Origin of the sequence: Myxococcus sp. MISCRS1, from assembly GCF_026626605.1 — a bacterium.
Classification (GTDB): domain Bacteria; phylum Myxococcota; class Myxococcia; order Myxococcales; family Myxococcaceae; genus Myxococcus; species Myxococcus fulvus.
The window spans coordinates 9,548,971-9,571,882 of the sequence record NZ_JAPNKB010000001.1 but is presented as its reverse complement, the minus strand read 5'-3'; the positions used below and the strand labels follow the sequence as shown (position 1 = coordinate 9,571,882).

The 22,912-nt window shown below is 71.7% G+C and carries 20 protein-coding genes; 15 read left to right on the top strand and 5 right to left on the bottom strand.

Annotated features, from left to right (window positions below; all coding sequences use genetic code 11):
• Positions 1 to 47: 47 nt before the first annotated feature.
• Positions 48 to 440 (top strand): BlaI/MecI/CopY family transcriptional regulator, encoded by a 393-nt coding sequence (locus OWM54_RS38380; RefSeq protein ID WP_267700587.1) that lies wholly within the window; start codon positions 48 to 50, stop codon positions 438 to 440.
• Positions 440 to 2,374, top strand: a complete 1,935-nt coding sequence (locus OWM54_RS38375; RefSeq protein WP_267701205.1) for a M56 family metallopeptidase — start codon at positions 440 to 442, stop codon at positions 2,372 to 2,374. Before OWM54_RS38380 ends, OWM54_RS38375 begins: the two co-directional genes overlap by 1 nt.
• 31 nt (positions 2,375 to 2,405) lie before the next feature.
• On the opposite strand, the gene OWM54_RS38370 is transcribed toward OWM54_RS38375, so the two are convergent.
• From OWM54_RS38370 to OWM54_RS38355, 4 genes are all read right to left on the bottom strand, one after another.
• Positions 2,406 to 3,512, bottom strand: coding sequence for a sensor histidine kinase (locus OWM54_RS38370; protein WP_223785147.1), 1,107 nt, complete (start codon positions 3,510 to 3,512; stop codon positions 2,406 to 2,408).
• Positions 3,509 to 4,222 carry a response regulator gene (locus OWM54_RS38365; protein WP_223785146.1) on the bottom strand — a complete coding sequence of 238 codons (714 nt, stop codon included), beginning with the start codon at positions 4,220 to 4,222 and terminating at the stop codon, positions 3,509 to 3,511. The genes OWM54_RS38370 and OWM54_RS38365 overlap by 4 nt, the downstream gene beginning before the upstream one ends.
• Positions 4,197 to 5,390 (bottom strand): sensor histidine kinase, encoded by a 1,194-nt coding sequence (locus OWM54_RS38360; protein ID WP_223785145.1) that lies wholly within the window; start codon positions 5,388 to 5,390, stop codon positions 4,197 to 4,199. Before OWM54_RS38360 ends, OWM54_RS38365 begins: the two co-directional genes overlap by 26 nt.
• Positions 5,391 to 5,554: 164 nt before the next feature.
• Positions 5,555 to 6,796, bottom strand: coding sequence for an SRPBCC family protein (locus OWM54_RS38355; RefSeq protein WP_267701204.1), 1,242 nt, complete (start codon positions 6,794 to 6,796; stop codon positions 5,555 to 5,557).
• Between the two features lie 171 nt (positions 6,797 to 6,967).
• On the opposite strand from OWM54_RS38355, the gene OWM54_RS38350 reads away from it, so the two are divergent.
• Entirely contained in the window at positions 6,968 to 7,228 is a 261-nt protein-coding gene (locus OWM54_RS38350) for a hypothetical protein (RefSeq protein ID WP_223747610.1), read from the top strand.
• Between the two features lie 6 nt (positions 7,229 to 7,234).
• On the opposite strand, the gene OWM54_RS38345 is transcribed toward OWM54_RS38350, so the two are convergent.
• Positions 7,235 to 7,735, bottom strand: coding sequence for a hypothetical protein (locus OWM54_RS38345; RefSeq protein WP_267700586.1), 501 nt, complete (start codon positions 7,733 to 7,735; stop codon positions 7,235 to 7,237).
• A 248-nt stretch (positions 7,736 to 7,983) separates the two neighbouring features.
• Between OWM54_RS38345 and OWM54_RS38340 the strand changes: the two genes are divergently transcribed.
• The 12 genes from OWM54_RS38340 (at position 7,984) to OWM54_RS38285 (ending at position 22,871) form a co-directional block, all read left to right on the top strand.
• A complete protein-coding gene (locus tag OWM54_RS38340; RefSeq protein ID WP_267700585.1) occupies positions 7,984 to 8,655 on the top strand; it encodes a phosphoribosyltransferase in 672 nt (223 codons plus the stop codon).
• A gap of 124 nt (positions 8,656 to 8,779) precedes the next feature.
• Positions 8,780 to 10,903 (top strand): PAS domain-containing sensor histidine kinase, encoded by a 2,124-nt coding sequence (locus OWM54_RS38335; RefSeq protein ID WP_267700584.1) that lies wholly within the window; start codon positions 8,780 to 8,782, stop codon positions 10,901 to 10,903.
• The gene (locus OWM54_RS38330) at positions 10,900 to 12,261 is read left to right on the top strand and encodes a sigma-54-dependent transcriptional regulator (protein ID WP_267700583.1); all 1,362 of its coding nucleotides are present in this window, start codon (positions 10,900 to 10,902) and stop codon (positions 12,259 to 12,261) included. The genes OWM54_RS38335 and OWM54_RS38330 overlap by 4 nt, the downstream gene beginning before the upstream one ends.
• Before the next feature lie 110 nt (positions 12,262 to 12,371).
• The gene (locus OWM54_RS38325) at positions 12,372 to 12,746 is read left to right on the top strand and encodes a response regulator (RefSeq protein WP_046718138.1); all 375 of its coding nucleotides are present in this window, start codon (positions 12,372 to 12,374) and stop codon (positions 12,744 to 12,746) included.
• Positions 12,746 to 14,557: an OmpA family protein gene (locus tag OWM54_RS38320; RefSeq protein ID WP_267700582.1), complete on the top strand. Its 1,812-nt coding sequence runs from the start codon at positions 12,746 to 12,748 to the stop codon at positions 14,555 to 14,557. Before OWM54_RS38325 ends, OWM54_RS38320 begins: the two co-directional genes overlap by 1 nt.
• Positions 14,554 to 15,726: a FecR family protein gene (locus OWM54_RS38315; protein ID WP_267700581.1), complete on the top strand. Its 1,173-nt coding sequence runs from the start codon at positions 14,554 to 14,556 to the stop codon at positions 15,724 to 15,726. The genes OWM54_RS38320 and OWM54_RS38315 overlap by 4 nt, the downstream gene beginning before the upstream one ends.
• Before the next feature lie 9 nt (positions 15,727 to 15,735).
• Positions 15,736 to 17,163 (top strand): CHASE2 domain-containing protein, encoded by a 1,428-nt coding sequence (locus OWM54_RS38310; protein ID WP_267700580.1) that lies wholly within the window; start codon positions 15,736 to 15,738, stop codon positions 17,161 to 17,163.
• 87 nt (positions 17,164 to 17,250) lie between these two features.
• The gene (locus OWM54_RS38305) at positions 17,251 to 19,050 is read left to right on the top strand and encodes a GAF domain-containing protein (RefSeq protein ID WP_267700579.1); all 1,800 of its coding nucleotides are present in this window, start codon (positions 17,251 to 17,253) and stop codon (positions 19,048 to 19,050) included.
• Between the two features lie 11 nt (positions 19,051 to 19,061).
• Positions 19,062 to 19,664 carry an aspartyl/asparaginyl beta-hydroxylase domain-containing protein gene (locus OWM54_RS38300; RefSeq protein WP_267700578.1) on the top strand — a complete coding sequence of 201 codons (603 nt, stop codon included), beginning with the start codon at positions 19,062 to 19,064 and terminating at the stop codon, positions 19,662 to 19,664.
• Complete coding sequence (locus OWM54_RS38295; protein ID WP_267700577.1) at positions 19,654 to 19,860, top strand: Nif11-like leader peptide family natural product precursor; 207 nt, start codon at positions 19,654 to 19,656, stop codon at positions 19,858 to 19,860. Before OWM54_RS38300 ends, OWM54_RS38295 begins: the two co-directional genes overlap by 11 nt.
• Positions 19,839 to 20,861: a sulfotransferase family protein gene (locus OWM54_RS38290; protein WP_267700576.1), complete on the top strand. Its 1,023-nt coding sequence runs from the start codon at positions 19,839 to 19,841 to the stop codon at positions 20,859 to 20,861. Before OWM54_RS38295 ends, OWM54_RS38290 begins: the two co-directional genes overlap by 22 nt.
• A 528-nt stretch (positions 20,862 to 21,389) precedes the next feature.
• On the top strand, positions 21,390 to 22,871 hold the full coding sequence (locus OWM54_RS38285) for a hypothetical protein (RefSeq protein ID WP_267700575.1): 1,482 nt from the start codon (positions 21,390 to 21,392) through the stop codon (positions 22,869 to 22,871).
• Positions 22,872 to 22,912 lie beyond the last annotated feature (41 nt).

Here is a 22,912-nt window from a genome sequence, read left to right as displayed (position 1 = left end):
GACGAGTGTCGTTGACAGATACGACATACGTCGTAATACTTTCGCGAATGACGCCCGTTCCACCGCAGCCGACGCGCGCCGAGCTGGCCATCCTCCGAGTCCTCTGGCAGTTGGGGCCCAGCACCGTGCGGCAGGTGCATGACTCCCTCCGAGGCACGCAGGAGAAGGACACCGGCTACACCACCGTCCTCAAGCTCCTCCAGAACATGACGGAGAAGGGGCTCGTGCAGCGCGACGAGAGTGAGCGCACGCACGTCTACGAGGCGGCCCTCAGCCAGAAGCGCACGCAGCGTGACCTGCTGCGAGACCTGATGGACCGCGCCTTCGGGGGCTCGGCGTCGAGCGTCGTCGCCCAGGCCCTGTCGATGAAGCGGGCCTCGGCGCAGGAGCTGGCGGAGATCCGGAAGCTGCTGGACGAGCACGAGAGGCGGGGGAAGTGATGCACGTGCTGGACGCGCTGGAACGGGCCCTCATCGACTTCGTCTGGCAGGGCGGCGCGGTGGCCCTCGTCGTGGCGGGGCTGCTGGCGATGATGTCGCGCCGCTCGGCGAAGGGGCGCTATGGCGTCGCGTGCCTGGGGCTCGCGACCATGGCGGTGTTGCCGCTCGTGACCTTCCTGAGGGCCCTCATGGAGGGTCCGGCCGCGGCGGCCTCGTTGGGCCTCGCCCCCCAGGCGCTCGCTCCGGCGGCGGTGGCCCGCGAGGTCGTGGTGGCGGACCTGGCGCCCACGGCCGAGGTCACCGTGACCTGGCTGGAGCTGTTGCGGCCCTGGCTGCTGCCGGCGTGGTGCGCCGGCGTGCTGCTGCTGTCGGCCCGGACGCTCGTCTCCTGGTACGCGGCGCAGCGGCTGTCGCGGCTGCACACCCGCGAGCCCGACAGCGTCTGGCGCGAGGCAATGGAGCGCGCGCTCGCGAAGCTGCGGATGTCGCGCCCCGTGCGGCTGATGGCGTCCACGCGCATCGACGTGCCCCAGGTCATCGGCCTGTGGCGTCCGCTCATCCTCGTGCCCGCGGGGGCCATCACCGGGCTGTCGCCGCAGCAGCTGGAGGCGGTGCTCTCCCACGAGCTCGCGCACATCCAGCGGCACGACTACCTGGTCAACCTGCTCCAGGCGCTGGTGGAGACGTTCTTGTTCTACCACCCGGCCGTCTGGTGGCTGTCCCACCGCATCCGCGAGGAGCGCGAGCACTGCGCCGATGACCAGGCCGTGCAGTCGTGTGGCGACGCGGTCCTCTACGCCCGCGCGCTGGCGCACATCGAGCAACTGCGCGCGCCGCCGTCCGCGCTGCTCGCGCTGGGCGCGGATGGGGGCTCGCTGCTGGGCCGCATCCGGCGGCTGCTGTCGGTCCCCGACACGCGGGCGCCTCGTCGCTCGTGGCGGCTGGTGAGTGGACTGGGTGGCGCGGCGCTCGCCGTGGCGCTGGGCTCCTCACAGGTGCCGATGACGGCGATGGCCGTGGCGCCCCAGGCCCTGGACGTGGCGCCGGTGGCGAAGCACGAGCGCGCCTTCACGGAGGTCACCCCGCCCGTGCATCGGCCCCTGGTGGCTCCGGCGCCCCGCATCCTCCCGCTCGACCTGACCTCCAAGACGCCCAGCCGTCCGACGCGCGTGCTCCACAAGGTCTCGACCGCGCCTCGCAAGGCGCGCGAGCCCAGCCCCCGGCCGCTGCTCATCCCCGACACGCAGGGGATTGCGCGCACGCAGCTCCCCAGGACGCCCTACCCGCTCGACGTGGAGCCCGCCGTCCCCTCCGAGGCCGTGGCCGTGGAGAGCCACGAGACGCCGGTGGACGAAGCCCCGGTGGACGAAGCGCAGGTGGAGCACGACAGCATCTCGATGCAGGTGATGGCCGCGGCGCTGCCCGCGCTCACTCCGGCCACGACGCCGCCCGCCGCGCCGACGCCGCCCCGTCCCCAACCGGAGGACGACGGCGCCTTCACGCTGGGGCCCGGCATCACCCCGCCCCGCTTCGTGTCCGGGCAGCGGCTCGCCTTCCAGGACATCACCCAGAACCTGCGCTCGCGCATCTCCGCCGTCCCCAAGGGCTCCATCGTCACCCGGTGCACCATCACCGCCGAGGGCAGCGTCACCAACTGCAAGTCGCTGCAGAGCCTCTCCGGTCTGGAGGAAGGCGTCATCCGCACCCTGACGACGTGGCGCTACGAGCCCGCGACGCTCGACGGCAAGCCGGTGCCCGTGCACTACGAGTTCGACATCTGGTTCACCAACGAGCCCGGTGGCGGCAGGGACCAGCAGCTCGCCAGCGCGGACAAGCCCGGCAAGCGCGCGGACGGCTCCAGCCAGAGCGCCTGCATCCTCTGCGCGAGCGTCTCCGCGTCCAGCGTGGTGACGCCTCCCGTCGCCGGCTTCTGAAGTGACGTGAAGCCCCCGGTGGCGCGTCGTCCTAGCGCGCCATCGGGAGCCGCAGGAGGAAGCGGGCGCCGCCGCTCGGCGCGGTGCCCACCTCCAGCGTCCCGCCGTGCTGCGTGACGATGGCGTGGACGATGGGCAGCCCCAGCCCGGAGCCCTGCGCCTTGGTGGTGAAGAAGGGCTCGAAGATGCGATCCCTCATCGCCTCCGGGACGCCCGAGCCGGTGTCGTCCACCGTGAGCCACACGCGCGTGTCCTCGGTGCCCACGGTGAGCGTCACGTGGCCTCCGGCGGGCGTGGACTCCAGCGCGTTGAGGCACAGGTTGATGAGCACCTGCCGCAGTCGCTCCTCCTCACCGGAGAGCGCGGGCAGGTTCGACTCCGGCACCACCTGCGTCAGCGACACCTTGCGCGTCTCCGCCTGACTGCTCAAGAGGTCCACCACGCGGCGCACCAGCGCCTTCACGTCCACGGAGCCGGGGCGGAACTCACGGGGCCGGGCGAACTGGAGGAAGTCCTCCAGGATGTGGTCCAGCCGGCGAATCTCGTCGCGCACGAGCAGGAGCGGCTCCAGCAACGTGCCCTGCTGGTGGTCCGGCAGCCTGCGCACCCGACGCTCCAGCACGGACAGCTGGAGGGCCGCGGCGTTGAGCGGGTTGCGAATCTCGTGGGACAGCCCCGCCGTCATGGTCCCCACCGCGGCCAGCTTCTCCGTCACCTGCGCGCGTCGGGCCAGCTCCCGCTTCTCCGCGTGCAGCCGCACCTGCCGCATCGCCTGCTCCAGCGTCAGGAGCAGCTCTCGCGGCGCGCAGGGTTTCATGAGATAGGCGCACGCGCCCGCGCGCACCGCCGCCACCGCCGTCTCCAGCGTGGCGAAGCCGGTGAGCAGCACCACCTCCGAGTCCGGCGAGCCCTCCTTCAGCTCCGCCGCCAGCGCCGTGCCGTCTCCGTCCGGCAGCCGCAGGTCCACCAGCGCCACGTCGAACCCGTCGCGAGCCTTCTCCCGCGCGCCCCGACAGGTCGACGCCGCGTGCACCACGTAGCCCGCGTCGCCGAGCAGCTCATCGAGGTTGTCCAGGAACGCCGCGTTGTCGTCCACGACGAGGACCCGCGCGGGGGACTGGGAGTTGGGCTCGGTCATGGAGAGGACACGGGGCGCGCGGCGTGCGCGGTCTCCAGCGCGCCCATGAGCGCGCCGGTGTCGAAGGGCTTCGAGTAGACATCCACGCCCTCGCCGAGGGGCGCCAGGTCCGGCCAGGCCGTCATGACGAAGGTGGACAGACTGGGGAAGCGCGCGCGCAGGCGACGCAGGGCCTCGCCGTCCGGGCCTCCCGGCATGCGCAGGTCCACCAGCGCGGCGAACGGCATCGCGCAGGAGAGCAGGTCCGCGTCCAGCGCGGAGCTCACCGTCACGCACGAGAAGCCCCTGGCGCGCAACAGCTCGGAGAGGTTGTCGCTGAGCGCCGGGTCGTCCTCGGCCACCACCACCAGGCCGTCGCGTCGTGCGTTGGCGAGCAGCTCCATCAACGTGGAGATGGGGACGGGCTTGGGCAGCACCGCGAGCAGCCCTTCACGCCGCGCGGTCTCCAGGTCGTCCTCGCGGGGATAGGCCGTCATGACGACGGTGGCGATGCCCGGGTCCACGCGCCGGATGCAGCGCACCGCGTCCGCGCCGCTCATCCCCGGCATGCGCATGTCCGTCACCAGCGCGTCGAAGCGCGTGGCGCCCACCGCGCGCAGGGCCTCGTCGCCCGTGGAGACGACGGTGGCCTGGTGGCCCTCGTCGCGGAGGATTTCGGCGAGGTTCTCCGCCAACGCCCGGTTGTCATCGAGCAGGAGGTAGCGTCGCACGAGTGCCCTCCTCGGGGGACTTGGGGAGCTGGAGCACGAACCGGGCACCCGCGCCGGCCCGGGGCGCGTAGGTGATGGAGCCGCCGTGCCGCTCCAGGATGCGGCGCACGAGCGGCAGGCCCAGACCGATGCCCCGCGCCTTCGTGGTCATCAGCGGCTCGAAGAGGCGCTCGCGGATGGCCTCGCTGAGGCCGGGCCCCGAGTCCTCCAGCACCAGCTCCACCTGACCGGCGTCGCTCGTCGAGCCGTGGAGCGAGATGTCCCCGCCGGACTCCTCGAGCGCCTGCACCGCGTTCTCCAGCAGGTTGACGAACACCTGGCGCAGCTGCCCCGCGTCACCGTGCACCGCGGGCAGGGACACCAGGCCCTCCGCGCTGACACGGACGTTCTCGGGGCGGACCACGGCCTTGAGGGCCTCCTGCCAGACCTCGTCCAACCAGACCTCCTGCCGCTGGAGGGGGCGGTCGCGAATCATGTCGAGCAGGTCGGACACGATGTGGTTGGCGATGCCCACCTGCTCGCCGATGCGGTCCAGGTGCTTGGCGGTGCGCTCGTCCACCGTGGCGCCCTGACGGCTGCGCAGGATGTAGAGCGAGGTCTCGATGACGCCCAGCGGGTTGCGCAGCTCGTGGCCGATGGAGCCGACGAGCTGGCCGAAGGTGGCCAGGCGCTCGGTGCGCGCCTGCTGCGCGAGCAGGTCCTCGCGGTAGGTGTGGAGCATGATGGCCAGCTCCAGGTCCAGGATGCGGCCGAGCGCCGCGCGCGTGTCGTGGAGCACCTGGGGCTGGGTGGTGAACGCCGTGTCGATGATGGCGTTGAGCTCCTGGCGCAGCACGTTCATCGCGCCGAACATGTAGTGCTGCTCCAGTGAGATTCGCACGTGCATGCGGCCGATGCGGCAGCGCAGCGCGAAGTACGCCTCATCCCACGGGCCGCGCAGCAGCTGGTCCATCCAGACCTGGAGCGTGCCTCGCAGGTGGCCCACCTGGCTCTCGCCGCCCTCGAGCGCCTGGCGGGCGCCCTCGTGCTCCAGGATGCGGTCGTAGAAGACGCGCGCGATGCGGGGGAAGTGCGGCTTCGCGAGGGAGTGGAGGCCGACGAGTGACAGCTCGTCCCGCGCTCCGAACCCCACGTACCGCTTCAGCTCCTCGAACAAGGTTTCCGCCATGGTTTCGGGGCGGACATTAACCGCTCGCCCCACATCGGACGAGCAACTCCGCAGCAAGCACCGCGCCAGCCCGCAGCGGGTCCGGGCGACCCGGTGGCACGCAAGAAATGCGCGCCTCGGAGCGCATGGTCCGGGGCGCGCAAATCCTGCGTGACGGCGGCGCGTCAGTGCATCAGGGAGGTCCGCCCGCTCCGGTTCGGGGCCAGGGACTCGCGCGTCACGGTCTCGTGGCCGGTGGCCTTGCCGCGCTCGAGCAGGGACTTGAAGCGCAGGAGGTCGTCGTCCATCTGCCGCTTGGGGTCGACGCCCAGCAGGCGGGCGAAGGCGTGGCCGATGGCGCCGGCAGGCGGGTTGTATGACAGGCGGATGTCCACGCGGGTGCCGCCCTTCGCGGTGGGCTCGAAGTGGATGACGCCGGCGTTCTCCACGGAGGTGCCCTTCACGCTCTTCCAGGCGAGGAGCTGGTTGGGCACTCGCTTCGTGACGACGGCTTCCCATTCGAAGTGGAGGCCGGCGGGGCCACGGACCTTCCAGTGGGAGCGACCGCGCTCGTCGACGCGCACCTCGTCCACGTGGGTCATGAAGCGCGGGAAGTTCTGCATCGCGTCCCAGAAGGCGAAGACCTCCTCCACGGGCGCGTTCACGGTGATGTCCTTGTGCAGGGTGATGGCGCGAGGCCCCGCGCCGATCCCCGTGAGCCGGCGCAGCTCCAGGTTGCTGAGCGCGCGGATGCCGAGGACCGCGCCGCCGAGTCCCAGGAGCGAGCCCAGGACACCGCGTTGCTGGAGCGCCCAGGATGCGAGGGAGATACCTCCGAGCGCGCCGAAGAAGCGTGACGAGGGGGACCAGTGCTTGGAGCCGAAGGGGCGTCGCCGCGCGATGCCGCCCTGGAGCTCGGACTGGCGGCCGGGCTGGGCGAAGGGGAGCAGTCGATTGTCCACGCCGCGCACGCCTCGGACGCGGCCGAGGTAGGGGACGGCGGACTTGAGCTCCTCGAGCAGGATGGAGCCCTCGAGCGTGACGATGCCGTCCCTTGCGGACACCTTCACGGAGCCCGGATGCGAGCAGACCCGTCCGAGGGCCGCGCGGACACGCTCGGTGAGGGTGACGTCGTCGACGGGCTCCGAGCGGAAGCGACTGACGGACTCGAAGAACAGGCCTCGCGAGCGCTGGGCCAGGTCGCGGCGGACGACGTCGACCGCGGAGCTGGCCTCGTGGGCGGCGTGCACGGCCCTGCCCTGTAGATGAGACCTGCGCCAGCGGCCGCTGCGTGGATCGCTCCAGTACATCAGCCCCACGCCCAGCCCCAGTCCCCCGAGCCCCCAAATGGCTGCCTTCATGAAGTGCCTCCTGTTGGGTTGTCGATAAGTCCCATCGGGAGAACCTGACGGCGGACATGGCGCGATGCAGCAACCACGGGACGTCCGAGCCGGGCCCCGTGAGCACGGCCCCCTCGCGTGAGGGCCACGAGTGCCTGGGTGTCTCACGCGAGCGTGTGCGGGAAGGTGCCCGCATGGCCGGGCGTGCACACCTTGAGCGGGCAGACGGACCGAATCCCTTCAAGGAGCGCCGCAAGAATGCCCACGCAGCAGCCGCCGATCCCCGGGACTCCGCACCCGACGCCCCTGCCTCCCGAGCCCGAGCCCAACGCGCCGGTCAAGGAGCCGGACCCTCGGCAGCCCCAGCATGAGCCGCCCTTCCGGCAGCCTCCCGCCGAGGAGCCGCCGCGCAAGCAACCGCCGGAGATCGAGCCTCCCCTGCCGCCTGACATCTCGCCGCCGGGGATTCACGACCCGCCGCCTCCCGGGCAGCCGGGCAAGCCGAACATCATCGCGTAGAGAGGCTCACGGCGACCACGGGTCGCCCGCGCGAACGTCCGATGCGCGCTGGGCGATGGTCAGCCAGGAGAACCGGGCCGCGAGGGCGTCGAGCACTTCATCCGAGTGCACGTGCGCTCTCGCTGCGTCATCGAAGAAGAGTGGATCCAGCTCGAATACGACGCGTGAGCCGTTCGACGGGCCTGTCCTTGAGTCCTGCAAGGGAGAGATGAGGCCGCCTCGGGAGTAGGCACTCTCGCGGCGCGCACCTTCACTTGAGGACTGCAAGAGCAGCCTTGATGACAACGCGTTGAGGATCACACCTGAAGCCCGGATGAAGGCCCACGTCGGCGGCCCCCCCACGGGCAGGTCCAGCATCCTCGTATCGATGAAAGAGAGTGATGAGCCCGGGCGGGTCAGAAACTCGGACGGCGCGAACTGCCAGGGACAGGTCAGCTCGAACACAGGGCCGGGCCAGATTCGAAGCACGACCAGAAGCCGCTCGGGACCATCGTCAATGGTGGCCATGCTCTCGACGGTCAACCGGGGCAGGGCCTCGGCCTGCCTGCGTCCATCCGCCCCCTCCAGAAACATCCCCGTACGCGTTCTGATGACCTCATGAGGCCACAGACCTCGGTGGTGCACAGTCGTCATGGATGCCCTTCAGACTACCAGCCAAGACCGCGGCCTCACGGCAGACATCGGGTTCCGACGCGCACGTGCCCACCTTGAGAAGTGAATCGAGGCAGGAGCCTCCACGCACCGAGGAGCCACACATGACAGGACCCGCGTTCCAGGATCGCTCCACGGCGGGCCGGGCCCTCGCGCGGCTGCTCCGCCACCACGCCCACCGTCCCGACACCCGCGTGCTCGCGCTCCCACGCGGCGGTGTCCCTGTCGCCTATGAAGTCGCCCGCGCGCTCGGCGCCCCGCTGGACGTCTTCATCGTCCGCAAGCTGGGCACGCCCGGCCACGAGGAACTCGCCATGGGCGCCATCGCCACTGGCGGCACACGCGTCCTCAACCCCGAGGTCATCGACGAGCTCGGCATCACCTCCGCGCAGCTCGACGCCGTCACCGCGCATGAAACCCGCGAGCTCCAGCGTCGCGAAGTCAGCTACCGCCAGGGCCGCCCCGCCCTCGATGTCCACGGATGCGACGTCATCCTCGTCGACGACGGGCTCGCCACCGGCTCCACCATGCGCGCCGCCGTCGCCGCCCTGCGCCTGCGACACCCTTCCCACATCACCGTCGCCGTCCCCGTCGCCCCTCCCGACACCTGCGACACCCTGGCACCGCTCGTCGACGAGATGGTGTGTGCCCGGACCCCGGAGCCCTTCGGCGCCGTGGGCCTGTGGTACCGGCACTTCGACCAGACCTCCGACGAAGAGGTCCAGGACCTCCTCGCTCGCTCGCCCCATGACGCCGCGCCGCGGCCAGGAGTCTGAGCCACCCCCGCGGCGCACCCCGGACCCGCCCCCTTGCCCACCAGACGACGAGAGCACCCGTCCCTGGGCCTCGATGCACGGCGCGCCCCTGGATTCCAGGTAGGCTCGCGCGGCCCACGCCCCCATGCACGAGTTCCCCTCACGCAGTCAGATGCTCCTGGCCGCCTTCACCGCCGCCGCGCTCGCCGCCCTCATCGAATGGGCCTGGACCAGCGCGGACGCGGCCAATCCCCTGCCCCGCATCCTCGCCACCTCCGCGCTCGTCCTCACCTGCGCGGGCGTCCCCGCCCTCCTCCTCGCCCACGCCCGCGAGCGCACCCGCCGCGAGCGCGACGCAGCCCTCCGCAGCGCCGGTGACTCCAGCGCCCTGCGCGACGCCCTCATGGACGTCACCCCCGTCGGCTTCGCCTTCTTCGACCGCAACCTGCGCTACATCCACGTCAACACCGCGCTCGCCGCCATGAACGGCCTACCCGCCGGTGGACACCTGGGCCGCCACGTCACCGAGGTCATGCCCGAGCTGGGCCGACTCCTCGCCCCACGCCTCGAGCGCGCCCTCGGCACCGACGCCCCCGTCCAGGACACCTGCCTCGAAGTCGAAACCCCCGCCGCCCCCGGCGAGCCCCGCTTCTGGTTCGGCAGCTACTCGCGCGTGCGCGGCGCCGGCGGCGAAGTCCTCGGCGTCATCGCCTCCCTCTCCGAGCTCACCGAGCGCATGCGCGCCGAGCAATCCCTCCAGGAGCACGAGGGCCGCCTCGACGTCCTCACCCGCTCCCTGCCCGACTACCTCTGGGGCGGCAAGCTGCGCGACGGCAGGCTGCGCGACTTCTACTGCACCCCCGTCATCGAGCGCACCACCGGCTACCCCGCCTCCGCCTTCGTCGAGCCCTCCCCCGGCGGCGGCCCGCCCCGCCTCTGGGCGGAGATGATCCACCCCGAGGACCGCGCGCGCTACCGCTCCCGCATCGAGTCGCTCGCCCCCGGCTCCGAGGTGGAACTGGAACACCGCCTCATCTGCGCCGACGGCCGCGTGCGCTGGGTCCGCAGCCGCGCCGCCGCCTCCGCGCGAGACGCCCAGGGCGAGCTCCACGTCGGCTGCGTCGTCACCGACATCACCGACCGCTACCTCGCGGACGAGCTGCGCCAGCGCCTCCACGACAGCTTCCGCCGCTCCGCCCAGGAGTGGACCCGCACCTTCGACGCCGTCGCCGCCCCCCTGCTCGTGCTCGGCGCGGACGGCGTCATCCACCGCCTCAACGCCCCGGCCTGCGCGCTGTTCGGGGGCCTGGACCCCTCCGGCCAGCCCCTGTCCACCGCGGCCAGCATGCCGCCCTGGTCCAGCACCCCGCCCCTCATCGACGAGCTGCGCCGCACCCACGGCACCATCACCCGCGAAGTCACCGACCCGCGCTCGCGCCGCACTTGGGAGCTGTCCGCCGCCTGGGTCGACGAGGCCGGAGGCGACGACTCACGCATCATCCTGGTCGCCACCGAAGTCACCCGGCTGCTCGAGCTGCAGGCCAGCCTGCGCCGCAGTGAGACCATGGCCGTCATGGGCGCCATCGTCGCGGGCGTGGCCCACGAGGTGAGAAACCCCCTCTTCTCCATCTCCGCCGTGGTGGACGCGGTGGAGGCCACCGTGGGCCAGCGCGCCGACCTGGCCCCGTACATGGACGTCCTGCGCGGCGAGGTGCGCCGCCTCAACCACCTCACCCAGGAGCTGTTCGAGTACGGCCGGCCCACGCGCGGCGAATGGGTGGAGGGCCCCGTGCGCCCCGTCGTCGAGGAGGCCCTGGCCGCGTGCGCCCTCACCGGCGAGCAGGCCCGCGTGGCCGTGGCGCCGCTGCTCACCGAGTCCCTGCCGCCCGTGCGCATGGACTCGCGGCGGCTGTTCCATGTCTTCCGCAACGTGCTGGAGAACGCCGTGCAGCACTCCCCCGCGGGCGCCACCGTGCGCGTGTCCACCGCGGTGCTCGAGGAGGAGGGCCGCGCCTGGGTGCGCTGCACCGTGCGCGACGGCGGCCCGGGCTTCCGCGAGGAGGACCTGCCCCACGTCTTCGAGCCCTTCTTCAGCAAGCGCCGGGGTGGCACCGGCCTGGGCCTGTCCATCGTCCAGCGCATCCTCGAGGAGCACCAGGGCGCCATCCGCCTGGGAAACCACCCCGAGGGTGGCGCCGAAGTCACCCTGCTGCTACCAGCGGTTTCCTCGCCTCCGGCCACCGTGCCCCTAGACTCGCTCGCCTCATGACCCGTACCCGCATCCTCCTCGTGGACGACGAGCCCGGCGTCCGGCTCGGCATGAGGGGCTATCTCACCGCCCACGGCTTCGACGTGGACGAAGCCCAGAGCATCGCCGAGGCCCAGGAGGTCTTCCGCACGCACCGCCCCGACGTGGCCGTGGTGGACTACCGCCTCACGGACGGCACCGCCCTGGAGCTGCTCCCGCGCCTCAAGGAGATCGACGCGGCCGTGCCCCTGGTCGTCCTCACCGGCCATGGCTCCATCGAGCTGGCCGTGCAGGCCGTGAAGGAGGGCGCCGAGCAGTTCCTCACCAAGCCCGTGGAGCTCGCCGTCCTCAAGGTCGTGCTGGAGCGCCTGGTCGCCCAGCGCCGCGAGCGGCAGCGCCTGCGCGCGGACCTGTCGCGCACCGCGCGCGCCTCGGTGGACCCGTTCCTGGGCACCAGCGTCGCCATCCAGAACCTGCGCGCCGAGGCCGAGCGCATGCAGCACAGCGACAGCCCCGTGCTCGTCACCGGCGAGACGGGCAGCGGCAAGAGCGTGCTCGCGCGCTGGCTGCATGAAGGCGGCCCCCGCGCCGACGCGCCCTTCGTCGACCTCAACTGCGCGGCGCTGTCCCGGGACCTGCTCGACTCGGAGCTGTTCGGCCACGAGAAGGGCGCCTTCACGGGCGCGGTGGCCAACAAGCAGGGCCTGCTGGAGGTCGCCGACCGGGGCACCCTCTTCCTCGACGAGATTGGCGACATGGACCTCACCGTCCAGCCCAAGCTCCTCAAGGTGCTGGAGGAGAAGCGCTTCCGGAGGCTGGGCGACGTGCGCGACAGGCGCGTCGACGTGCGCCTCATCGCCGCCACGCACCAGGACCTGGGCACCGCCACCCGCGAGAAGCGCTTCCGCAGCGATTTGTACTTCCGCGTCAGCACCCTCATCCTCCACGTACCCGCCCTGCGCGAGCGCCCCGAGGACATCCCCGTGCTGGCCCGGAGCTTCCTCGCGGAGATGGGCACCGCGCGCGGACGCGGCGGCGTGGGCCTCCTGCCGGACGCAGAGACGGCCCTGATGCGCTACGCCTGGCCCGGCAACATCCGCGAGCTGCGCAACGTCCTGGAGCGCGCCGTGCTGCTCTCCGGCGGCGGCGCCCTGTCCCGCGGCGACCTGCGCTTCGAGTCCTCCCCCGACGAGCCCGCCGCCGAGGATGACCTGACCCTCGAGGAGCTCGAGCGCCGCCACATCGAGCGCGTGCTTCGCCGGGAGAACGGCCACGTCGAGCGCGCCGCCGTCCGCCTGGGCATCCCCCGCTCCTCCCTCTACGAGCGCCTCAAGCGTTTGGGAATCAACAGATCTGGATTCCAGAAATCGGATCCGTGATCTGGACGCAAGGTGGACGAGGCACCGGGCGACAGCCCGCAAGTATCGGGAAAGTCGTATCGCGGGGGGCCTGAGTACGGTTGGCCCCAGGCTTGCTCTCCGGCGGCCGCGTGTCTCAGAACCTCCTCATCGTCGACGACGAATCCACCCTGTGCTGGGTGTTGGGGCAGTTCTTCTCGGGGGCCGGCTACCGCGTGGACTCGGCGCAAGCGCTCGATGAGGCGCTGGGGTTGATGACGACGGGCCGCTACGACCTGGTCATCAGCGACCTGCGGCTGAGCGGCACGCAGTCCGAGGAGGGGCTGGTGCTGGCGGACTTCGTGCGCCGCTTCACCCCGGACACCCGCGTGGTGCTGCTCACGGCCTTCGCTTCTCCGGAGCTGACGGCCCGGGCCCGTGAGCTCGGCGTCGACCTGGTCTTGCCCAAGCCGCAACCCCTGCCTTCCCTGGCCCAACACGTGTCGCAATTGTTGGCGGCACGTTGATGTGGGTGGTGCCCTTCTGGCACCGTCGGAGCATGCGAGTGCTTTTTCCTCCCACCCGCCCGTGGGCGTGGTTCGCGCTGGCGCTGTTGCTGGCGAGCGGCGCCCAGGCACAGATTCCCGCCTCCCAGGCCATCGACGTGCAGCAGTACAAGCCCGGACCGGGCGCCTATGACGTGCTGGGGCTGCACGGCGCGCGCGTGGGCCGGCACCTCGACTGGAACCTGGGGCTGTCGGTCAACTACGCGGATGATCCGCTCAACCTGCTGGACCCGAGGCGGGACGCGTTCGTCTACCGCATCGTCGACAGCCAGCTCACCGTGGACGTGCTGGGCGCGCTGGCGCTGTTCGACTGGCTGGAGGTCGGCGTGGCGCTGCCCATCTCCACCACCACGTCGCAGCCCGCGGGCGAGGTGGCCCCGTCGCTGGCGCAGGGCGTGGATGCCACGGGCATCGGGGATTTGCGGCTGGTCCCCAAGGCGCGCCTCCTGTCCACGGACGGAGGCCTGCACCTGGCCGTGGCCGCGTCGGTGACGATTCCCACCTCGGGAGGCGACGAGTTCCTGGGCTCCGACGGGCTCACCTTCCAGCCGAGGCTCATCGCCGAGTGGGCCACCGAGCGCGTGCGCCTGCTCGCCAACGTGGGCGTGAACCTGCGCGGCGAGGAGCGGCTGCGCAACCTGCGCGTGGGCAGCGAGTTCGCGTACGGAATCGGCGCCGAGGTGCCGCTCACCGAGAAGCTCTCGGTCGCCGCGACGCTCGCGGGCGCGCTGGGGTTGAAGGAGACGAACACGGAGGAGCGGCCCCTGGAGGCGCTCGGCGCGGTGAAGTACCGCTTCACCCGTGAGCTCGCGGCCCATGTGGGCGCGGGCCCCGGCCTCACCCGAGGCTACGGCACCCCGAGCTTCCGCGTGCTGGGTGGACTGAGCTGGACGGCGTCCTCGGCGCCCTCGTCAGCCCCCGCGTGCACGCTCGGCCCCGAGGACTACGACGGCTTCCAGGACGACGACCACTGCCTGGACCCGGACGACGACAACGACGGCATCCTCGATGGACCGGACGTGTGCCCCGGCGAGCCGGAGACCTTCAACGGCTATCAGGACGAGGACGGCTGCCCCGATTCGCCTGGCGAGCACGCTCCCGCGTCCGAGGACGCACCCACCCAGGCCCCCGAGGCGAGCGCGCCGATGACGCTCCCCCCCGCCCCCGTGGACACGGACCAGGACGGCATCGTCGACAGCGAGGACCGCTGCCCCAGCGAGCCCGAGGACCTGGATGGCTTCGAGGACGCGGACGGCTGCCCCGACCCGGACAACGACAGGGACGGCATCCCCGACACGGCCGACGCGTGCCCGCTGGAGGCGGAGACCATCAACGGCGTGAAGGACGAGGACGGCTGCCCCGACCAGGGCACGTCGAGCGTGCGCCTGGAGGGCTCGCGCATCGTCATCCTGGAGAAGGTCTACTTCGCCACGAGCAAGGACGTCATCCTGCCCAAGTCGTTCAGCCTGCTCGCGCAGGTGGCCTCGGTGCTCAAGGCGAACCCGCAGCTCCAGTTGGTGCGCGTGGAGGGCCACACCGACAGCCAGGGCTCGGACGCGAAGAACCTGGACCTGTCGCAGCGCCGCGCCAACAACGTGAAGGCCTTCCTGGTGAAGTCCGGCATCGCGCCGGAGCGCCTGGAGGCGGTGGGCTTCGGCGAGACGAAGCCGGTGGACACCAACAAGACGCCCAAGGGACGCGAGAACAACCGCCGCGTCGAATTCAACATCGTGAAGGCCGCCGACTCCTCGGCGGGGGAGGCCACGCCATGAGTCGGTCCACTTCCTGGCTGATGGTGCTGACGCTCTCGGGCTCGCCCGTGCTCGCGCAGTCGCAGGGCGCGGAGCCGTGCGGCGGCGTGCGCTTCAACAATGGCCGCGTGGAGCTGGGCCGCACGCTCGCGCCCCAGGGCCCGGAGACGGAGCAGTGCCTGAAGCACGTGGGACAGGCGCTCGTGGCCCGTCCCGCCATCCGCTCGGTGACGGTGGCCGCCCGGCTGCCGGACGCGGAGCGGCTGGGAGGCCAGGGCCTCGCGGTGGCGAAGGCGGCGGCGCAGGTGCTGGTGGCGGCGGGCGTGCCCCAGACGCGCGTGTCCGTGGTGGCGCCTCCCGCGGTGCCGGGACAGCCGGGGCAGCTCCAGCTCGCCTACGTCGAGCGCCCCGCGCAGCCCCGCGTGGCCCGCGTGCGCGCGGCGGGTGGAAGCATCCTGGCGGGCGCCACGGAGGACGCCCTGCAGCCGCGCGCCATCGGTGACTCGCTCCACACGGGCGAGCTGTTCCAGACGGCCAGCGACGCGAGCGCGGAGCTGGAGCTGGCGGACGCGAGCCGGGTGCGTGTGCAGCCCGACAGCCTCTTGCGGCTGGGCACCCTGGAGCTGAGCGCCCAGGGCACGCGCGTGGTCCGCCTGGAGCTCTTGAAGGGCTCGGTGGAGACGGTGGCCGCGCCCGGTGGCGAGGGCTCCGTGTTCGAGGTGCGCACGCGCGGCGCGGTGGCCGGGGTGCGCGGCACGCAGTTCCGCGTGACGGCGAAGGAGGACGGCGTCAGCCGCCTGGAGACGCTCGAGGGCAAGGTGGCGCTCGGCGCGCAGGGGGCGGAGGTCGACGTGGGCGCGGGCCAGGGCTCGCGCGTGCTGCCGGGGGTCGCGCCCGAGGCGCCCCGGGCGCTGCTCACGGCGCCGCGACTCGAAGGGCCCCGCGGCGGGACGTTCACCACGCCGCCCACGCTGAAGTGGTTCGAGGTGAAGGAGGCGAAGCACTACCGCGTGGAGCTGGCGCGGACGGCGGACTTCGCCGCGGGCGTGCGGACCCTCGAGGCCACGGGCCTCACGCTGACAGTGCCCGGTGAGCACACGGGCAAGTGGTTCTGGCGCGTGTTGCCGGTGGACAAGGACGACTTCATCGGCTTCCCTTCCAAGATCCATGCGTTCGAGCTGAGGCCCTGAGACGCGCCGATGAACCCGAGCCCCGACACGCCTGCGCGAGGCCCCTGGCTTCCCCGCCCCTCTCCGGGGCTGCTTCGGTTGGTGGCGGCGGGAGTGGGCGTGGCGCTGGCGTGCGTGACGGCGGCGACGGGCGGAGCGCCGGGGCCCCTGGAGCGCTCGCTCTATGACCAGGTCGTCAGCCGGCTCTTGCCGGGTGTCCCGCGCAGCGCGGACCTGGTGCTGGTGGAGGTGGATGACCGGGCGCTGATGGCGCTGGGTGAGCGCTGGCCCCTGTCGCGGGCCACGTGGGCGCGGGCCTTCAAGGCCCTGGCGGCGCAGCGTCCGGCGGCGGTGGCGGTGGACGTGGTGTTCGACCAGCCCGGGCCGCGCGACGCGCTGGAGCTGGGCGAGGACGTGCTGGCGGCGCTGCGGGAGTCGGGGCTCGCCGGGCAGCCCGCGGGCGCGGCGCTGGTGGCGGACCTGGAGGACCGGCTGCGCGAGCAGGACGGCGACGCGCGACTGGCGGAGGCGCTCGGGGAGAACGGCGCCGTCATCCTGGGCGCCGCGGCGTTGATGGACGAGGTCTCGATGATGGCGCCGCTCGAGGACACCGCGGCCGCCGATTCGGTGTCGATGCCCGTGGACCGGCTGCGGCTCCAGGCCCGGAGCGTCGCGGGCAGCATCGCCCCGCTGCGGATGGCGGCGCACGGCAGCGGCACCTTGAACATGCTGGTGGACGCGGATGGCGTCATCCGGCGCTACCCGTTCGCCGTCGACGTGGACGGCCGGAGGTGGCCCTCGCTGGCGCTGGCGACGGCGCTCAAGCTGATGCCGGAGCAGTCGGAGTCCCTGCTGCGCCGGGCGAGCGTGGACCAGGGCGCCCCGCTGATGCGGCTGCCTTCACCCGACTGGCTGCCGAGGGTGAGCCTGGCGGACGTGCTCCAGGCGGACCCGCGCTCGGTGGGGCTGGACCTGGCGCTGCGGGGCAAGACGCTCTTCGTCGGCGTCACCGCGACGGGGCTGCACGGGCAGAGCACGCTGCCGGGCCAGGTGGCGGTGCCGGGGGTGGAGATCCACGCCTTCGCGCTGGACAACCTCCGCGCGGACCGGCTGATGCGCTCGTCGGGCTGGGTGGCGCTCATGGGCCTGCTGGAGACCGTGGCCCTGCTGTGGCTCTTCGGATGGCGCTGTCGCCGCGTCCGGACGCTGGGGGCCGTGGGGAGCACGGCGCTGGTGCTCGGCGTGCTGCACATGGCGCTGGTGGGGTGGCTGGCGGCGGACCTGGGCTGGGTGTTGCCGCTGGTGCCCGGGGGCCTGGGGTTGGGGTTGATGCTGCTGGTGGACTCGGCGCTCCGGGCGGAGGAGCTGGGCCGTCAGCGTGGCGCCCTGCGTCGACTCTTCGTGCGCTATCCCCAGTCCGCGCCGGGGACGTCGGCCCCGCCGGGCGAGGGCCGGTAGCGGCCGGGCGGGCAGCGTTGCCCGAACAACCTCGCGCGGTGGCGACCATCACCGGCGCGGGCCCATCCGTGGCAGCATCGGTGAGACATGGCCCGCTACGCCCTCATCGCCGAGCCCGACCCCCACCGCGCCGCCAGCCTGCTCACCCTCGTCGCGGGGGAAGGGCTCGAGGGCATCCTGGCCCGGGATGGCGCGGAGGCCCAGGAGGTGGTCCGCCAGCGCAGCGCCCCGGCCCTGTTGCTCACGGACCTGGCCTTGCCGCGCGTGGATGGCTTCACGCTGCTGTCGTGGCTGCGCGAGCGACAGGACGCGGGCGGCACGCAGGTGGTGGTGGTGACGGCGTTCGACGAGCTGCGGGTGCGCGCGTGGCAGCTCAAGGAGGCGCTCGGCATCCACTCGCTGCTCAGCCGACGCGCGCCGACGGAGACGGTGCGCGACACCGTGCGTCGGGTCCTCGCGGGACAGCGTCCCCTGCCCGCCACGCCCACGGAGAGCGGCCCCGACGACGAGCACCAGCGGCTGGCGCACATCGACGCGCTGCACCTGGTGGACGACGGCCCTCCGGAGGCGGAGCTGCAGGAGCTCGTCACCGAGGTGGCGCAGGCCTTCGGCGTGCCCGTGGCGTTGCTGACGTTGGTGCTGGGAGACAGGCAGTGGTTCAAGGCGCACGTGGGGCTGCCGCACGCGCTGGCGCGCGACAGGGGCACGCCCCGGGACTGGGCGTTCTGTCACCACGTGGTGATGGGGCGCGAGCCGCTGGTCGTCCCGGACGCCACGCGGCACCCGGTGTTCAAGGACAACCCGCTGGTGCGCGACGGCATCGTCGGCAGCTACGCGGGCGCGCCCCTGGTGACGCCGAGCGGTGAGGTGCTGGGCACGCTGTGTGTCATCGACACGCGGCCCCTGGTGCTCGGCACCGAGGACATGGCGGCGCTGCGGGAGCTGGCCCGGCGCGTGGCCGGGGACCTGGAGCTGAAGTCCCGGGCGAGGACGGAGGCGAGGGACTGGAGCCGCTCGCGACAGGAGCCCTCGCGCTCGGAGCTGGCCGCGCTGACGCAGGTGCGGGACGCGATTCAAGCGCTCGACGTGGCGACGCTGCTGGTGGCTCCGGGCCGGCAGCCCTTCGCGGGCAACGCCGCGCTGGCGGAGCTGCTGGGGCTGCCGTTGGAGGGGATTGCGAAGCTGACCTTCGACACCTTCCGTCAGCACGTCGCCAGCCTGACGGCGGACCCGACGGGGCACTCGCCGTTGCTCGACCTGGCGTCGGACACGTCGCGGGGGCTGCACCTGTCGCTGACGCTGGAGCACCCACGTCCCCGTCGCATCCGGTGGGTGGCGCGGCCGTTCGCCATCCCGGGCGGCATGGCGCAGCTGCTGACGCTCTCGGAGCCGGGGGGCGTGTCTCCGCGCGACGAGCGTGAGCGGATGCTGCGGGTGGATGCGCTGACGGGACTGGCCACGCGACGCGCGGGTGAAGAGCGCCTGCTGCGTGAGATTGGCCGATGCCGGAGGGACGGCGTGCCCTGCGGCGTGTTGCTGGTGGACCTGGTGGGGCTCGGTCGGCTCAACCTGCGGCACGGGTTCGACGCGGGCGACACGGCGCTGCGGGATGTGGCACGGCATCTGGAGCCGGTGGGGGCGCCCACGGGCTTCGCGGTGCGGTGGGAGGGCGGCACGCTGCTGGTGGCCCTGCCGGGGCTGGACGCGGGTGCCACCGAGGCGCTGCGGGAGCACCTGCTCTCCGAGCTGGAGACGTTCGAGGTCCACACCGTCGCCGTGGCCGTGGAGGGTGAGGAGGACCCGGGGCAGACGCTCGCCCGGGCCCATGCGGCGCTCGCGCGGGTGAAGGCGGAGCACCCCGGGCTGAGGGACAGGGGAACGGTGTAGAACAGGGGCTCATGGCCCCGCCCTCCGTGCCCGACCGGCTGCGATTGCCTCTTCGCTTCGACGTGAGCCGTCTCCAGGAGGAGCTGGCGCGGGTGCCCCCGGAGGCGTGGGTGCCGCACTTCAACACCCGCTTCTACGAGGGCGAGTGGAGCGGCGTCCCGTTGCGCTCGGTGGGAGGGATGGAGGGGCGCATCTACCCCGACCCCACCGCGCGACAGGAGTACGCGGACACGCCGCTGCTCGGGCGTCACCCCGCGTTCCGGGAGGCGCTCGCGATGTTCCGGTGTCCCATCGGCTCGGCGCGGCTGTTGAAGCTCGCGGCCCGCGCGAACATCCGCGAGCACACGGACTACAACCTGGCGTTCGAGGATGGCGAGGTGCGCATCCACGTCCCCATCGTCACGCATCCGGAGGTGAGCTTCGTGCTCTCGGGCCAGCGCGTGGACATGAGGCCCGGGGAGTGCTGGTACCTGAACTTCAACCTGCCCCACCGCGTGGACAACTCCGGGGACACGGACCGCGTGCACCTGGTGCTCGACTGCGTGGTGGATGATTGGCTGAGGGACGTCTTCGCGAGGGCCGTGACGGAGGAAGGTGGCTCCCGTGTCGCTTGAGGACTTCGAGCGCTTCCGCGTGCGGGTGCTGGAGGACGGGGTGCTCCAGGAGGCGCTGCGCGAGCCGAAGGACGTGCCTGGGTTCATCGCGCTCGCCATCCGGTTGGGGGCGGAGCGGGGCTGTCACTTCACGGAGGCGGAGCTTCGCGAGCTGATGCGCGAGGAGCGCAAGCGGTGGCTGGGGACGTGGGTGTGAGCTCGCGGCTGGACGGGTGGATACCAGCACGGCTGCAGGTCGAGGGTGAGCAGCCCTGGGTCGACTGGTGTCACCTGGGGAGCCAGCGCTTCACGGACCCGTTCTTCGACGAGACGCTGGAGCGCCGGCTGCGGCATCCGTTCCCCCTGCTCTTCCGACATCGGACGTCGATGGAGACGCTGGTGGAGAGACAGTCGTCGCACCCGGGGTTGCCGGTGCGAGGGCTCGTGTTCCACATGTCCCGCTGCGGCTCCACGCTGCTCGCGCAACTGCTGGCATCGCTGCCCCGCCACATCGTCCTGTCCGAGGCGGCCCCCGTGGACACGGTGCTGCGCATCCATTCGCGGCTCCCGTGGGTGGATGAGGCGCGGCGAATCGAGTGGCTGCGGGCGGTGGTGGCCGGGCTGGGCCAGCAGAGGAACCCCGAGGAGCAGGCGGTGTTCCTCAAGCTGGATGCGTGGCACGTGTTGGAGCTGCCGCTGCTCGAGCGGGCGTTTCCCGGGGTACCGTGGCTGTTCTTGTATCGGGACCCGGTGGAGGTCATGGCCTCACATCAGAAGCACCGGGGCGCGCACATGCTGCCGGGGGTGTTGGAGCCCGCACGTGTGGGGCTCGGCACGGCGCAGTTGTCCGAGCTGTCATTGGAGGAGTACGGCGCACGGGTCCTCGCGCGACTGTGCGAGGCGGGGCTGGAAGGCTATCGCGCGCGGAAGTCACCGGCGTTGCTGCTGAACCACCGGGGACTCCAGGACACCGCCGTGTCCCGGCTCGTGGAGCTGTTCGGCTTGGAGCCGGATGCCCTCGAGCTGGAGTTGCTGACCCAGGCCGCGGCCCGTGACGCGAAGAACCCCGTGCTCCCGTTCGAGGACGACACGCGGCAGAAGGCCGAAGCGGTCAGCGAAGCCTCGCGCAAGGCGGCCGAGAACGGGGTACGCCCCGTGTACGATGCGCTGGAAGCGGAGCGACTGCGGGCCGAGCCCGCGGACCGCTTGTCTTCATAGACACCGTCGGCGGGGATGAACACGTAGAGGGACTCGGCTGCCGTCAGCTGGGGTGGACCGGCCCGTAGACGGGTGATCTCCGTCTTGGTGACACACGCCGACAGGAACAGGAAGGAGAGGACGGTCCACCGCGTCGACTTCATGGAACTCCCGGTGCGCTGCCCTGGAGAGCGCCATTGCCGGCAGCATGCATGGCAAGACATATCACACCCGGCTGGAATCAGGCAGCGGGGCGCCATGAGGAGGGCAGCGACGCTTCATCCCGGTTGTACTTTGCAGCTCCAATAGAGACTCGGCTTTTCCGGCGTTCAACGGAGCACCGACTGAACTTGCGGGCAATGATTGGCTGGTGCGGGCACGCAACGACAACACAAGAATCCTCCAGCCGAGCCCGAACAATGCCGGCACCCACAATTCACTGGCAGCATGCCTACCCATATGGCAGACATACTCCCGACTTCCTTGCCAGGGCGAGAGGACCCATCCGGTCCCGTCTGACAATGGAGGGGGGGGGAGAACACCATGCTGATGGCAATGGCAGTCCGCCGCGGTGGAGCGCTGCTCGCGACCTTGGGATTGGGAGCACTGGCCGGCTGTGGGAGCAGCACGCAGACGACGGGCCCCGGGGAGGAGATGGTCAACAGCGAAGCCGAGCTCTACGTGGCCTCCACGCGGTTGTGGCGGCCGATGAGCATCCCCGTGTGTTGGGAGAACCCGGGAGCGAATGACGGCACGCAGCGCCAGTGGGTGCGCGACGCGGTGGAGCGGACGTGGGCGACCCGCTCGGGAGTCCGCTTCACCGGCTGGGGCACCTGCGCCGCGGGGGCCATGGGCATCCGGCTCAACATCAGCGATGTCGGCCCGCATGCGAAGGGGCTGGGGAACGCCATCAACGGCGTCGCCGCGGGCGTGGTGCTGAACTTCACGTTCAACAACTGGAGCCAGGACTGCCAGAACACGCGCCAGTACTGCATCGAGACGATCGCCGTGCACGAGTTCGGCCACGCCCTGGGCTACGCCCACGAGCACAATCGCCCCGACACGCCGGGCTCCTGCACGGAGCCTCCGCAGGGCTCCAATGGTGACCAGACCATCGGCGCGTGGGACCTGGCCTCGGTGATGAACTACTGCAATCCCCAGTGGGCGGGGGATGGCAACCTCAGCGTCACGGACCAGGTGGGCGCACAGCAGACGTATGGCGTTCCCTGGGAGTCGCTGGGAGGCAACCACACCTCCGCGCCCGCGGTCGCCGCGCGCGGCACGAACCGGCTGGATGTGTTCGCTCGCGGCACGGACAACCAGCTGTGGCAGGCCTACTGGAATGGCACCGGTTGGTTCTCGTGGTTCCCGCTCGGCGGCACGCTGACCTCGGACCCGGCGGCCGTGAGCCGTGACTCCAGCCGCATCGACGTGTTCGCCAAGGGTTCGGACAACGCCATCCATCAGAAGTCCTGGACCGGGACGACGTGGACGGCCTGGTCGTCGCTGGGCGGCAACTTCGCCTCGGGGCCCACCGTCGCATCGTGGGGCTCGAACCGGATGGACGTGTTCGTGCGTGGCACGGACAACGCGGTGTGGCAGTCCTTCTGGACCGGCTCCACATGGAGCTCCTGGTTCTCGCTCGGCGGCACGATTGCCTCGGACCCGGCGGCGGTGAGCTGGGGGTCCGGCCGCATCGACGTGTTCGCCCGGGCCACGGACAACACCATCGTGCAGAAGTATTGGAATGGCACCACGTGGGTGGGCTGGTCTTCCCTGGGCGGCAACTTCATCTCGTCACCCACGGTCGTCTCCCGAGGGGTGAACCTGCTGGATGTGTTCGCCCGGACCGCGGACAACGCGCTGTGGAGCAACACCTGGAATGGCGCGAGCTGGAGCGGCTGGACGTGGCTCGGCGGCGAGCTGGCCTCCGCGCCGGAGGGCGTGAGCAAGGCGTCAGGCCACATGGACGTCTTCTACATCGGTTCGGATGGCGCCCTGCGGCACTCCTGGTACCGGAACGGGTGGTAGGCGGTTGAGCTGACGCCGTCACCTCGAGCGCGGGTGAGCGC

Excerpts from the sequence above, each read along its gene's own strand:
- OWM54_RS38300 (WP_267700578.1), top strand. The coding sequence starts at position 19,062 with ATGGCCCCGCCCTCCGTGCCCGACCGGCTGCGATTGCCTCTTCGCTTC.
- OWM54_RS38370 (WP_223785147.1), bottom strand. The coding sequence starts at position 3,512 with ATGACCGAGCCCAACTCCCAGTCCCCCGCGCGGGTCCTCGTCGTGGAC.
- OWM54_RS38345 (WP_267700586.1), bottom strand. The coding sequence starts at position 7,735 with ATGGCCACCATTGACGATGGTCCCGAGCGGCTTCTGGTCGTGCTTCGA.
- OWM54_RS38350 (WP_223747610.1), top strand. The coding sequence starts at position 6,968 with ATGCCCACGCAGCAGCCGCCGATCCCCGGGACTCCGCACCCGACGCCC.
- OWM54_RS38320 (WP_267700582.1), top strand. The coding sequence starts at position 12,746 with ATGTGGGTGGTGCCCTTCTGGCACCGTCGGAGCATGCGAGTGCTTTTT.
- OWM54_RS38360 (WP_223785145.1), bottom strand. The coding sequence starts at position 5,390 with ATGGCGGAAACCTTGTTCGAGGAGCTGAAGCGGTACGTGGGGTTCGGA.
- OWM54_RS38315 (WP_267700581.1), top strand. The coding sequence starts at position 14,554 with ATGAGTCGGTCCACTTCCTGGCTGATGGTGCTGACGCTCTCGGGCTCG.
- OWM54_RS38380 (WP_267700587.1), top strand. The coding sequence starts at position 48 with ATGACGCCCGTTCCACCGCAGCCGACGCGCGCCGAGCTGGCCATCCTC.
- OWM54_RS38330 (WP_267700583.1), top strand. The coding sequence starts at position 10,900 with ATGACCCGTACCCGCATCCTCCTCGTGGACGACGAGCCCGGCGTCCGG.
- OWM54_RS38310 (WP_267700580.1), top strand. The coding sequence starts at position 15,736 with ATGAACCCGAGCCCCGACACGCCTGCGCGAGGCCCCTGGCTTCCCCGC.
- OWM54_RS38335 (WP_267700584.1), top strand. The coding sequence starts at position 8,780 with ATGCACGAGTTCCCCTCACGCAGTCAGATGCTCCTGGCCGCCTTCACC.
- OWM54_RS38305 (WP_267700579.1), top strand. The coding sequence starts at position 17,251 with ATGGCCCGCTACGCCCTCATCGCCGAGCCCGACCCCCACCGCGCCGCC.
- OWM54_RS38340 (WP_267700585.1), top strand. The coding sequence starts at position 7,984 with ATGACAGGACCCGCGTTCCAGGATCGCTCCACGGCGGGCCGGGCCCTC.
- OWM54_RS38375 (WP_267701205.1), top strand. The coding sequence starts at position 440 with ATGCACGTGCTGGACGCGCTGGAACGGGCCCTCATCGACTTCGTCTGG.
- OWM54_RS38285 (WP_267700575.1), top strand. The coding sequence starts at position 21,390 with ATGGCAATGGCAGTCCGCCGCGGTGGAGCGCTGCTCGCGACCTTGGGA.